Here is an 11,465-nt window from a genome sequence, read left to right as displayed (position 1 = left end):
TGGGACGCCGCCCCCACCGCCTTCCCCGGGTAGGGTCCGCACCGATGTCCGGATCGCCGCCCGCCGGGGACGAGTACCCCATCGACCAGCTCGCCGCGCGGGCCGGGATGACCGTGCGCAACGTGCGCGCACACCTGTCCCGTGGCCTGCTGCAGGCAGGGGAGATGCGTGGCCGCACCGCCTGGTACGGCCCCGAGCACCTCGCCCGGCTCGACCTCATCGCCGGGCTGCAGCGCCGCGGCTTCTCCCTCGCGGCGATCGGCGTGTTGATCAACCAGACGCCGTCGGGCAGCGCCGAGGAGGCGCTGCGGCTCTACCGCGGCATGCTCGCGCCCTGGCAGCCCGAGGAGCCCGTCGAGATCGACGAGAGCGAGTTCGTCGAGTGGGCGGGTGCCGAGCTCCCGGCGGAGTCGCTCGCCCTCCTCGCCGGGTCCGGGCTGCTGGAGTGGCCGTCGGAGGGGCGCCTGCGGATCCTCAACCCGTCGATGGTGCGGGCCGGGGTGCACGCCATCGCGCTCGGCCTGTCGCCGGAGTCGGTCGTCGAGGTCGGGGTGGCGCTGCGCGGGCGCACCCGGGAGATCGCGGACATGTTCGTCGCCCTGTTCCGCGACCAGGTGTGGCAGGCGCACGTCGACGCCGGCCTGCCCCGCGACGGCGTCGCCGACCTGCGGACGGCCGTCGAGGCGTTGCAGCCGGTCGCGACCCAGTCGCTGCTCGGCGCGTTCCGGCAGACGATGCAGGAGGCGATGGACGACTTCATCCGCCAGCTCTCCGGGGACCTCGCGCCGGACACCCCGGCCACCGGCGACCGGGACTGACCGGCACTCACGCGCCCGGCAGCTCGACGGTGAAGACCGTCCGCCCGGGCTCGCTGTCCACCGACACGGTGCCGTCGTGCGCCGCGACCACCGCGGACACGATCGCCAGGCCGAGCCCGGTGCTCGGGGTGTCGTTGCCGGCCCGGCTGCGGCCCTCCGCCCCGCGGGCGAACCGCTCGAACACCCGGGGCAGGACCTCGGGCGGGATGCCCGGGCCGTCGTCGCCGACCCGGAGGCGGACGCGGCCGGGGGCCGGCCGGTCCAGGCCGACGGTCACCGACGTGCCCGGCGGGGTGTGGGTGCGCGCGTTCGCCAGCAGATTGGTGACGACCTGCGCGAGCCGGTGGGTGTCGCCGGTGACGGTGACGGGGTCGTCGGGCAGCCGGGGGTACCAGCGGTGCTCCGGGCCGGCGACGTGGGCGTCACCGACGCCGTCGAGCACCAGGCGGGTCAGGTCGACCTCGGTGCGTTCGAGGGGGCGGCCGGAGTCGAGACGGGCCAGCAGGAGCAGGTCCTCGACGAGGGTGCTCATGCGCTCGGCCTGGGAGGTGATCCGGGTCAGGGCGTGGGTGGTGCCGGCCGGGACGGGGTCGGGTTCGCGGCGGGACAGCTCGGCGTAGCCGCGGATGGCGGCGAGCGGGGTGCGCAGCTCGTGGCTGGCGTCGGCGACGAAGCGGCGCAGCCGGGTCTCGGACTCCTGGCGTGCGGCGAGCGCGCCCTCGACGTTGTCGAGCATGTGGTTCAGGGCGGTGCCGACCTGGCCGACCTCGGTGCGGGGATCGGGATCGGGGACGCGCGCGGCCAGATGTACCTCGCCGCGGTCCAGCGGCAGCGCGCCGACCCCGGCGGCGACACCGGCGACCCGTTCGAGGGGTCGCAGTTCGCGGCGGACGAGGACGACGGCGCCCAGCCCCGCGAGCACGACGGCGGCGCCGAGCACGATCACCTCGGTGACCAGGAGCCGGTCGACGGTCTCGCCCGCACTGTCGGGCTGCGCGACGACGTAGGTCCTCGTGCCGGCGACGTGCGCGACCGCCCGGTAGTTCCCCGGCGAGAGCGCCGTGTCGTGCGGGGCGCCGTCGGCAGGGACGGTCTGCAGGGCCGCGACGTCGGTGTCCGCGACCGAGGTGCCGGTCCCGCCCCGCTCGGCGCGTTCGGCGCGCTCGACCCGGCCGGCGTCGAACACGGCGGCCATCGAGCCGGGCCCCTGACCGGGACCGATGAGGAACCCGTCGCCCGGGACGGCCGGCAGCGGCGAGCGCCCCGGCCCGGGTGCGCCCGAGCCGGCGTCCGGCGCGGTGCGGTCCCCGGACGGGTCGGCCACCGACCCGGGCGGCTGCCCGGTCTGCCGGGAGACGAAGCCGTCGAGGGCGAGGACGAGCTCCCGGTCCTGCCGGGACGACAGGTAGCGGTCGAGGGAGAGCGTCGTCGTCACGCCGATCGCCACGCAGGCGACGGTGAACACCAGCAGGACGGTGATCACCAGCCGGGCGCGCAGGGAGCGCACCCGCCCGGAGACCCGCGTGACGACCATGCGACCCGTCCTACTCCGCCGCGGGCCGCAGTACGTAACCGGCGCCGCGCACCGTGTGGATCATCGGGGCGTACCCGGCGTCGATCTTCTTGCGCAGGTAGGAGACGTAGAGCTCGACCACGTTGGACTGGCCGCCGAAGTCGTAGTTCCAGACGCGGTCGAGGATCTGGGCCTTCGACAGCACCCGGCGCGGGTTGCGCATCAGGTAGCGCAGCAGCTCGAACTCGGTCGCGGTGAGCTCGATCGGGCGGTCGGCGCGGCGCACCTCGTGCGCGTCCTCGTCGAGCACCAGGTCCCCGACGACGAGCTCGGACGAGCGCTGCGCGGCCGCCATCCCGGCCCGGCGCAGCAGCCCCCGCAGCCGGGCGACGAGCTCCTCCAGCGAGAACGGCTTGGTCACGTAGTCGTCGCCGCCCGCGGTGAGGCCGGCGACCCGGTCCTCGACCGCGTCGCGCGCGGTCAGGAACAGCACCGGCACCTCGGGGGTGCCTGCCCGGACGCGGCGCAGGACCTCGAAGCCGTCGACGTCGGGCAGCATGACGTCGAGGACGATCGCGTCCGGCCGGAACTCCCGGGCGTGCCGCACCGCGGTCGCACCGTCACCGGCGGTCCGGACCTCCCAGCCCTCGTAGCGCAGCGCCATCGAGAGCAGGTCCGACAGGGTCGACTCGTCGTCGACGACCAGCACCCGGATCGGGCTGCCGTCGGCGCGGCGCAGCTGGTCGGCTCCCCGGTCGATCACCTCGGTCATGGTGCCAGCACACAGCCCCGACCTGTGCGACGGCTGTGGGCCGGCTGTCGGCATGCTGCGACCGGGTCAGCGGGCCCGCCAGTACCCGGTGGCGTAGACGGCGCGCCGGTCGAAACCGCGGTCGCCGAGCAGGTGCGCGCGCAGGTCCTTCACCGCCGCGGACTCGCCGGACAGCCACGCCTGCCCGCGCCCGGCGGGCAGCTCGGCGGCGTGCACGGCCGCGACCAGCGGCTCGCCGGCCGGGTCGGACCCGCGGTGCACCCAGTGGACCTCGGCGTCGCCGGGCAGCGGCTGCTCCTCGTCGGGCCCGGAGACCTCGACTATCGCCCGGACGGGCACCGCCGGATGCTCCTCCGTGAGCGTCTCCAGCACGGTGGCGAGGGCGGGCAGCGCCGACTCGTCGCCGATGACGACCTGGTGCTCGGCCGCCGGGTCCGGGGCCCAGCGGCCGCCGGGCTCGGACACCCCGACCCAGTTCCCGGGTTCCGCCGCCACCGCCCAGGCCGCCGCCGGGCCGTACCCGGCGTGCACGACGAAGTCGACGTCGAGTTCGCCGTGCGCCCCGGCGCCGGGGGAGAAGCGGCGCACCGTGTAGGTCCGGATCGCCGGGCGGGCCTCACCGGCGGGCCACACCGGACCGCCGGTCGACGCGCGCGGCACCGCGGGGCGCTCCTGCCCCTCGACCGGGAAGAACATCTTGATCCGGCGGTCCGGGCCGTGGCCGGGGAAACCGGCCAGCTCCTCGCCGGTGAGGGTCACCCGGATCATCCCGGGCGTGACCCGCTCGGTGCGGGTCACCTGCAGCAGGCGGGGCGCGGTCGTGCTCATCGCCGACCAGTCTCCCGGACGGACGCCTCAGCGGTTCCGGCGGAGTCCCGCCAGCCCGGTCCAGGCGACCTCCATGAGGTAGTCGGTGGCCTGCTCGGCGGTGACGCGCTCGTCCTGCCCGCGCCAGACGGCGAGCCGCTCCCCGGCCCCGACGATCACCTGCGCCCAGCCGGTGAGCCGTTCCGGCTCGGTGCCCGGCACCTGGGCGGCGAGCAGCCCGGCGATGAAGTCGGTCTGCTGGGCGCGGATCTCCTCCAGCGCGTCGTCGGCCACCCCGGCCTCGGAGCAGAACAGCTGCCAGGCCGGTGCCCTGCGGTCCAGGTAGGTGAAGAACGCCAGCGTGCCGCCGCGCAGCATCGACTCCGGGTCGTGCGCGGCGCCCGCGGCCTCCGCGACGACCTCGAGCAGCTCGGCCCGTGCCCGCGCGATCGCGGCGAGCAGCAGGCCCTCCTTGGAGCCGAAGTGCGCGTAGAGCACCGGCTTGGTGACACCGACGCGCTCGGCGACGGCCTCCATCGACGTGTTCGCGTAGCCGCGCTCGCCGAACACGGCGACGGCGGCGTCGACGATCTGGCGCTCCCGTTCGGCCCGGGGCACGCGGCGCCGGGGTCCCGGAACGGTCTGCGTGGTCACGGCGGGGACCCTACCCGCAGTAAGTTACCCGTGGTAGGTTACCGCCGGTAACAGTGATGTGAGCCGACGTGATCCGGAGGGGACGCATGTCCGAGCAGGTCGACACGCTGATCGTCGGGAGCGGATTCGCCGGGCTGGGTGCCGCCATCCGGCTGGACGGGGCCGGGCGCCGCGACTGGCTGATGCTGGAGAAGGCGGAGACCCTCGGCGGCACCTGGCGGGACAACGTCTACCCGGGCTGCGCCTGCGACGTGGAGTCGCACCTCTACTCGTTCTCGTTCTTCCCGAACGACGACTGGAGCCGCACCTTCGCCCGGCAGGCCGAGATCCGCGCCTACCTGGAGGACGTGGCCGACCACTACCGGCTGCGCGACCGGATCCGGTTCGGCGCGCACGTCACCGGTGCCGAGTGGGACGGCGCCGCCTGGGACGTCACGCTCGCCGACGGCACGCTGCTGCGGGCGCGCTACGTCGTGTTCGGCACCGGCGCCCTGCACGAGCCGTCGGTCCCCGAGATCGAGGGCCTGGAGGAGTTCGCCGGCACCGCGTTCCACTCGGCCCAGTGGGACCACGGCACCGACCTGCGCGGCAAGCGCGTCGCCGTGATCGGCACCGGCGCCTCGGCGATCCAGTTCGTCCCGGCGATCGCCCCGGAGACCGAGCACCTCACGCTGTTCCAGCGGACCGCACCGTGGGTGCTGCCCAAGCCCGACAAGCCGATCCGGGAGCGCACCCGGCGCGCGTTCCGCCGGGTGCCCGGGCTGCGGCGGGCCTACCGGACGGCGCTGTACTGGCGGCACGAGGCGATGGTCCTCGGCTTCATGCACCCGCGGATCATGAAGCTCGCCGAGCGCGCGGCGCGGCTGTACCTGCGGCGGACCTTCGCGGGCGACCCGGAGCTGCGCCGGAAGGTCACCCCGGACTTCACGATGGGCTGCAAGCGCGTCCTGATGAGCAACGACTACTACCCGGCACTGCGCCGCGACGACGTCTCCGTCGAGACCACCGGCATCGACCGGATCACCGCGCGCGGCGTCGTCACCACCGACGGCGTCGAGCACCCGTGCGACGTCATCGTGTTCGGCACCGGGTTCCGGGTCGGCGACGGCATGAGCCGGATGGCGATCACCGGCCGCGACGGCGTCAAGCTCGCCGACGCCTGGCGGGACGGCCCGCAGGCGCTGCACGGCACGACGGTCTCCGGGTTCCCCAACCTGTTCGCCGTCGTCGGGCCGAACACCGGGCTGGGGCACAGCTCGATGGTGCTGATGATCGAGTCGCAGCTGAACTACGTCCTCGACGCGATGGAGCTGGTCGACCGCAACCGCGCCGTCGCGATCGACACCCGCGCCGAGGTGCAGGACGCGCACAACGCCGACCTGCAGGACCGTCTGGGCGCGGCCGTCTGGGGCTCCGGCGGGTGCGCGTCCTGGTACCTCGACGAGCACGGCCGCAACCGCACGCTGTGGCCCGGCTACACCTTCACCTTCCGGAACCGGACCCGCCGGGCCGACCCGGCCGCGCACGAGCTCGTCGCCTAGCTTGGGCGGGGTGGACGACCCCGTCTGGACCTACGCGCTGCCCATGACCACCCGGTTCCGCGGGATCACGGTCCGGGAGGGGCTGCTGCTGCGGGGGCCTGCGGGCTGGGGCGAGTTCTGCCCCTTCGCCGAGTACGACGACCGCGAGGCCGTCGCCTGGCTGGCCGCGGCCCGGGAGGCGGCCCACGAGGGCTGGCCGGAGCCGGTGCGCGACCGGATCCCGGTCAACGCGACCGTGCCCGCCGTCGGCCCCGAGCACGCGCAGCGGATCGTGCGGGCCTCCGGCGCCACCACGGCGAAGGTCAAGGTCGCCGAGAAGGGCCGGCCGGCGGCGGAGGACGAGGAGCGGGTCGCCGCCGTGCGGGACGCGCTCGGCCCGTCCGGCCTGGTCCGGGTCGACGCGAACACGGCGTGGACGGTCGACGAGGCGGTCGCCGCGATCGCCCGGCTGGAGAGGGCCGCGGGCGGGCTGGAGTACGTCGAGCAGCCCTGCGCCTCGGTGGAGGAGCTCGCCGCGGTGCGGCGCGCCGTGGACGTGCCGGTGGCCGCCGACGAGTCGATCCGCCGCGCGGAGGACCCGATGCGGGTGGTGCGTGCCGAGGCGGCCGACGTCGTCGTCCTCAAGGTGTCGCCGCTCGGCGGGGTGCGGCGGGCGCTGCGGATCGCGCAGGAGTGCGGGCTCCCGGTCGTCGTGTCGTCGGCCGTCGAGTCCGGGGTCGGGCTGGCCGCCGGGCTCGCGCTGGCCGGGGCGCTGCCCGAGCTGCACCACGCCTGCGGGCTCGGGACGGCGTCGCTGCTGGCCGCCGACGTCGTCGCCGAGCCCTACCTCCCGGACGGCGGGTTCCTCCCGGTGCCGCGCCGGGCCCCGGAGCCGGTGCACCGGGACGGGGCCTCGGCGCCGCCGGACCGCGACGCCTGGTGGCGGGCCCGGTACGACCGCGTCGCGGCGCTCAGTACTGGTTGACCTTCGCGTCCCGGCGCAGCGCGACGTCGATCGCCTTCGCCGGGCCTGGGATGCGGTACTGCCCCTTCACCAGCTTCCCGGCGGTGGGCACCTCGCCCTTCGCGGGCCACGTCGAGGAGTCCCACAGCGACGACCGCAGGAACGCCTTCGCGCAGTGCAGGAACAGCTCGTCGATCTCGACGACGATCGCCACGTCGGGCGTGGACCCCTTGACCTCGAGCCGGTCGGCGAAGTCGGGCTCGTGCACGATCCGGGCGCGGCCGTTGATCCGCACCGTGTCGTTGGACCCCGGCACGACGACGATCATCCCGACCCGCGGGTCGTGCAGGATGTTGCGCAGCGAGTCCAGCTTCCGGTTCCCCTTGCGGTCGGCGAAGGCCACCGTGCGCTCGTCGAGCACCAGGATGCAGCCGGCGGGGTCGCCCCGCGGCGAGACGTCGACGCCGTCCGGTCCGGTCGTCGCGAGCAGGAAGAACGGCGACGCCGCCAGGAAGTCCGCCGTCACCGGGTCGACCCGGTCGCGGGCCTTGTCCCGGATCGCGGCGCTCGTCTCGCCGATGACCTCGCGCAGCCGCGCCTCGTCGGTGATCTCGTCCATGTGCTCCCCCCAAGGTCTTAGGACACCCTAACCGTGAAGGGCTTCACGGAAACGGCGCCCGGCTCACACCACGGCGGACAGTGCGAGCAGGAGCAGGAAGGAGACGACCGAGGAGATCGACGGGCCGAGCGTGTACGTCTTCAGCGCACCCCGGACGGACAGGTCGAACACCGACTTGAACAGCCAGAAGCCGTTCGCGTTCGGCAGGCCGCCGAACAGCGCCCCGGACAGCGCGGCGAGTCCGATGAGGACGGCCTCGCCGGGGCCCGCCGCCTGGGCGACGGGGGCGACGATCCCGACCGCGGTCAGCGCGCCGAGCGTGATGGACCCGACCGCCGCGTGCAGGACCGCGGCGATGATCCAGGTGAGGACGATCGGGGAGCCGAACCCCGAGCTGAACAGGCCCGACAGGTAGTCGCCCGCGTCCGTCCCGCCGACCAGCGCCGCGAAGCTGCCGCCGACGCCGGTCAGGACCAGGATCGACCCGCTGGTCCGCATGCCGCGGCGGACCGCCTCGTCCAGCTCCTCGGTGGCCAGCACCCGGCGGGCGACGACGTAGGCCACGCAGACGCCGGTGAACAGGGCGGTGCTGACGTCGCCGAGGACGTCGACGACCGTGCCCTGCACGCCCGCCGTGGTGAGACCCGCCCCGGCCAGGATCATCACGACGGTGACCAGCAGCGGGGCGGCGAACAGCCACAGTGGACCGTCGGGGAGCCGTGCCGGGGCGTCCGCACCGGTCGTGCCGACCGCCGCCCGGCCCGCCGGCTCCGGGGCGACGCCGTCGCCGTCGGGCGCGCGCGACCCACCGTCGTCGACGGGACCGGAGCCGGTGTCCGGCCGCGGCGCGGAGGCGCCGTCGCCGGGGTCCCCGTCGGGGAAGAGCTGGTCGCGCGCGGCGTTCCAGAGCCCGTAGCGGATCAGTGCGCTGTAGACGGCGACGGTGACGACGATCGTGAGCACGCCGACCGGCAACGCGTAGAGCAGCGCCTGCCCGACCGGGATGCCGAGCACGCCGATCACCGCCATCAGTGCGGTCCCGGGGACGACGAACGTGAGCCCGGCGGTGATGCCGATGATCGCCGTCCCGGAGAGCAGGCCGTGCCCGTCGCGGCCGAGCCGCGGCGACGCGTGCCGGGTCAGCGGACCGGCCAGCACGATGAGGACGTCCGCGAACACCGAGGCCAGCACGACGCCGAGGGACAATCCGTAGGCGTAGGGCACGCCGCCCCGCCCGAACGTCCGCAGCATCGCCTCGGCGATGCGTTGCGGCACACCGAGTGCCTGGACGAGCGAGCCCAGCAGGACACCGAACGCGATCAGGAGCCCGATCTCGCCCATCACCGAGCCGAAGCCCTCGGCGACGGCCGTGCTGGTCCCCTCGACCCCCTGACCGGTCGCGAGTCCGAGGTACGCCGCGCCGAGCACGAGCGCGATCACCGGCTCGACCCGGAGGAGGACGATCGTGCCGACGATGCCGGCGACCGCGATCGCTATGTGCAGGATCGCCATTGATCCGATCACACCGTTCTCGCTTTCTCTGCGGTTCAGCCGGCCTGCCGGCTCCGGTCGGGGAAGTCGCCCGCGGCGAGCAGCGCCGAGGGCAGCGGTCGTTCGAGCACGGTCTCCAGCCAGCGGGCGCAGTACCGGAGCAGCTCCAGGTCGTGGCCCACGTCGATCCCGCTGCGCCGCAGGGCGTAGACGAGGTCCTCGGTCGCGACGTTCCCGGTCGCGGCGGGCGCGAACGGGCACCCGCCCGCGCCGCCGATGCTGCTGTCGAGCACGGTCACCCCGGCCTCGACGGCGGCGAGCGCGTTGGCGCCGGCGGTGTTGCGGGTGTCGTGCAGGTGGATCCGCAGCGGGGTGCCGGGGGCGGCCTCGCGGGCCAGCGCGACGCGCTCGTGCACGTCCCGCGGGACGGCGACGCCGATGGTGTCGGCCAGCGCGATCTCCGCCGGTCCCGCGTCCGCGACCGCGGCGAGGCACGCGCGTAGCCGGTCGAGCGGGACCTCGCCCTCGAAGGGGCATCCGAACGACGCGCCGAGGGTCACCGTCACCGGGACGCCCGCGGCGCGCGCCCGCGGCACCAGCCGGGCGACCAGTGCCAGGGCGCCGGCGGTGTCCGTGTTCTGGTTCCGGCGGCTGAACGTGTCGGTCACGACGGCGACGACGTCGATCTCGTCGACCCCGCAGGCGAGCGCGCGGTCGAGCCCGCGGTCGTTCATGACCAACCCCGCGTACCGCACGCCCGGGCGGCGGGGGACCTGCGCCATCAGCTCCTCGGCGCCGGCCATCGCCGGGACCCGCGCCGGGTTCGCGAAGCTGACCGCCTCGATCCGCCGCGCGCCGGCGTCGACGCAGCGGGCGACGAGCTCGAGCTTCTGCGGCACCGTCAGGTGGACGGCCTCGTTCTGCAGGCCGTCGCGGGGCGCGACCTCGACGAGCGTGATCCCGTGATCCGCGCCCATCTCAGACGACCCCCCGCGCGCGGAGCTCCGCGATCCGGGCGTCGTCCAGGCCGAGGACCGACGACAGGACGGCGTCGGTGTGCTCGCCCAGCTCCGGGCCGAGGCTCCCGACCCGGCCGGGGGTACCGGACAGCTGCGGCACGACGTTCTGCATCGGGAACGGGCCGAGCGCGGGATGGGTGAGCCGGACGATCGCCTGCCGGGCGGCGAAGTGCGGGTCGCGGAGCATGTCCTCCGAGCGGTAGGCGAGCCCGGCCGGGACGCCCGCGTCGTGCAGCGCGTCGAGCAGCGCCGCGCTGTCCCGGGTCGCCGTGATCGCCCCGATCAGGGCGTCGAGCTCCGCGCCGTGCTCGCCGCGCGCGCCGTGGGTGGCGAACCGGTCGTCGTCGAGCCAGTCCTCGCGGCCGAGCACCGAGGCCAGCCTGCGGAAGACGGTGTCGCGGTTCCCCGCGATGAGCACCTCGGCGCCGTCCCGGGTGGGGTAGACGTTGCTGGGTGCGACGCCCGGCAGGGTGCTCCCGCTGCGTTCCCGCTGGAAACCGGCCAGCTCCCACTCCGGGAGCGATGCCTCCATCAGCGCGAGCACGGCCTCGTAGATCGCCGAGTCCACGACCTGGCCGACGCCCGTGCGCTGCCGGCCGACCACGGCCATCACGGTGCCCAGCGCGGCGAACGTCCCCGCGAGCGAGTCGCCGAGGGAGACGCCGATCCGGCCCGTCGGGCGTCCGGGCTCGCCGGTGAGGTGGCGGATGCCGCCCATCGCCTCGCCGATCACGCCGAACCCGGCACGCTGGGCGTACGGCCCGGTCTGCCCGTAGCCGGTCACCCGGGTCATGATGATCCCCGGGTTGGTCCGGCTCAGGTCCTCGTAGCCGCAGCCCCAGCGCTCCATCGTGCCGGGGCGGAAGTTCTCCACCACCACGTCGGCGCGCTCCGCGAGGCCGCGGAGGATCTCCTGTCCCTCGGGGCTCCGCAGGTTGCAGGTCACGGACTTCTTGTTGCGGGCGATGATCGGCCAGGACAGCGAGTGGCCGGACGGCCGGCAGCTGCCCCACTGGCGCATGGGGTCGCCCGCGCCCGGGTCCTCGATCTTGATGATCTCGGCGCCGAAGTCGCCGAGCAGCTGGGCACAGAACGGGCCCGCGATGAGCGAGCCGGTCTCCACCACCCGGAGGCCGGCGAGCGGCCCGTCGGTCGTGGTGCCGGCAGCGGCGCTGCCGGGGGTCGTCGACGTCGTCGTCATGGGGCTCGCCGGTCTCCTCCGCGTCGAGGCAGATCGCGTGGTGTACGCCACGTCAGACTGCAAGTTGTACACATGATTCGTCAAGAG

General features: G+C 74.7%; 11 protein-coding genes. 3 read left to right on the top strand and 8 right to left on the bottom strand.

The annotated features are described in order from the left end of the window. Positions 1 to 44 precede the first annotated feature (44 nt). The gene (locus AD017_RS06465; RefSeq protein ID WP_010228836.1) at positions 45 to 818 is read left to right on the top strand and encodes a MerR family transcriptional regulator; all 774 of its coding nucleotides are present in this window, start codon (positions 45 to 47) and stop codon (positions 816 to 818) included. Between the two features lie 7 nt (positions 819 to 825). Here the strand turns inward: AD017_RS06465 and AD017_RS06460 are convergent, their stop codons facing one another. From AD017_RS06460 to AD017_RS06445, 4 genes are all read right to left on the bottom strand, one after another. Then, complete coding sequence (locus AD017_RS06460; protein ID WP_060573482.1) at positions 826 to 2,352, bottom strand: cell wall metabolism sensor histidine kinase WalK; 1,527 nt, start codon at positions 2,350 to 2,352, stop codon at positions 826 to 828. Positions 2,353 to 2,362: 10 nt separating this feature from the next. Beyond that, positions 2,363 to 3,103, bottom strand: a complete 741-nt coding sequence (locus AD017_RS06455; RefSeq protein WP_010228840.1) for a response regulator transcription factor — start codon at positions 3,101 to 3,103, stop codon at positions 2,363 to 2,365. A 66-nt stretch (positions 3,104 to 3,169) separates the two neighbouring features. Further along, entirely contained in the window at positions 3,170 to 3,931 is a 762-nt protein-coding gene (locus AD017_RS06450) for a siderophore-interacting protein (protein ID WP_060573480.1), read from the bottom strand. A 27-nt stretch (positions 3,932 to 3,958) separates the two neighbouring features. Next, positions 3,959 to 4,564, bottom strand: a complete 606-nt coding sequence (locus AD017_RS06445) for a TetR/AcrR family transcriptional regulator (protein ID WP_029239470.1) — start codon at positions 4,562 to 4,564, stop codon at positions 3,959 to 3,961. 86 nt (positions 4,565 to 4,650) lie between these two features. Here AD017_RS06445 and AD017_RS06440 point away from each other — a divergent pair, with 86 nt between their 5' ends. Then, entirely contained in the window at positions 4,651 to 6,105 is a 1,455-nt protein-coding gene (locus AD017_RS06440; RefSeq protein ID WP_060573478.1) for an NAD(P)/FAD-dependent oxidoreductase, read from the top strand. Between the two features lie 43 nt (positions 6,106 to 6,148). Then, positions 6,149 to 7,069 carry an o-succinylbenzoate synthase gene (locus AD017_RS06435; protein WP_255358505.1) on the top strand — a complete coding sequence of 307 codons (921 nt, stop codon included), beginning with the start codon at positions 6,149 to 6,151 and terminating at the stop codon, positions 7,067 to 7,069. Here AD017_RS06435 and AD017_RS06430 read toward each other — a convergent pair. The 4 genes from AD017_RS06430 to AD017_RS06415 form a co-directional block, all read right to left on the bottom strand. Then, entirely contained in the window at positions 7,056 to 7,667 is a 612-nt protein-coding gene (locus AD017_RS06430; protein ID WP_010228850.1) for an MSMEG_1061 family FMN-dependent PPOX-type flavoprotein, read from the bottom strand. The genes AD017_RS06435 and AD017_RS06430 overlap by 14 nt on opposite strands. A gap of 63 nt (positions 7,668 to 7,730) precedes the next feature. Continuing rightward, positions 7,731 to 9,179, bottom strand: a complete 1,449-nt coding sequence (locus AD017_RS06425; protein WP_010228852.1) for a GntP family permease — start codon at positions 9,177 to 9,179, stop codon at positions 7,731 to 7,733. A gap of 35 nt (positions 9,180 to 9,214) precedes the next feature. Further along, on the bottom strand, positions 9,215 to 10,135 hold the full coding sequence (locus tag AD017_RS06420) for a hydroxymethylglutaryl-CoA lyase (RefSeq protein WP_060573476.1): 921 nt from the start codon (positions 10,133 to 10,135) through the stop codon (positions 9,215 to 9,217). Position 10,136: 1 nt separating this feature from the next. Beyond that, the gene (locus AD017_RS06415; RefSeq protein WP_010228856.1) at positions 10,137 to 11,378 is read right to left on the bottom strand and encodes a CaiB/BaiF CoA-transferase family protein; all 1,242 of its coding nucleotides are present in this window, start codon (positions 11,376 to 11,378) and stop codon (positions 10,137 to 10,139) included. Positions 11,379 to 11,465 lie beyond the last annotated feature (87 nt).

This window comes from Pseudonocardia sp. EC080619-01 (assembly GCF_001420995.1).
In the GTDB taxonomy this organism is placed as follows: domain Bacteria; phylum Actinomycetota; class Actinomycetes; order Mycobacteriales; family Pseudonocardiaceae; genus Pseudonocardia.
This window is presented reverse-complemented; position numbering and strand designations above follow the sequence as displayed.

Bases quoted from the DNA above. Each gene is read 5' to 3' on its own strand.
- AD017_RS06450 (WP_060573480.1), bottom strand. From the start codon at position 3,931: ATGAGCACGACCGCGCCCCGCCTGCTGCAGGTGACCCGCACCGAGCGG.
- AD017_RS06435 (WP_255358505.1), top strand. From the start codon at position 6,149: ATGACCACCCGGTTCCGCGGGATCACGGTCCGGGAGGGGCTGCTGCTG.
- AD017_RS06425 (WP_010228852.1), bottom strand. From the start codon at position 9,179: ATGGCGATCCTGCACATAGCGATCGCGGTCGCCGGCATCGTCGGCACG.
- AD017_RS06460 (WP_060573482.1), bottom strand. From the start codon at position 2,352: ATGGTCGTCACGCGGGTCTCCGGGCGGGTGCGCTCCCTGCGCGCCCGG.
- AD017_RS06455 (WP_010228840.1), bottom strand. From the start codon at position 3,103: ATGACCGAGGTGATCGACCGGGGAGCCGACCAGCTGCGCCGCGCCGAC.
- AD017_RS06430 (WP_010228850.1), bottom strand. From the start codon at position 7,667: ATGGACGAGATCACCGACGAGGCGCGGCTGCGCGAGGTCATCGGCGAG.
- AD017_RS06440 (WP_060573478.1), top strand. From the start codon at position 4,651: ATGTCCGAGCAGGTCGACACGCTGATCGTCGGGAGCGGATTCGCCGGG.
- AD017_RS06420 (WP_060573476.1), bottom strand. From the start codon at position 10,135: ATGGGCGCGGATCACGGGATCACGCTCGTCGAGGTCGCGCCCCGCGAC.
- AD017_RS06465 (WP_010228836.1), top strand. From the start codon at position 45: ATGTCCGGATCGCCGCCCGCCGGGGACGAGTACCCCATCGACCAGCTC.
- AD017_RS06415 (WP_010228856.1), bottom strand. From the start codon at position 11,378: ATGACGACGACGTCGACGACCCCCGGCAGCGCCGCTGCCGGCACCACG.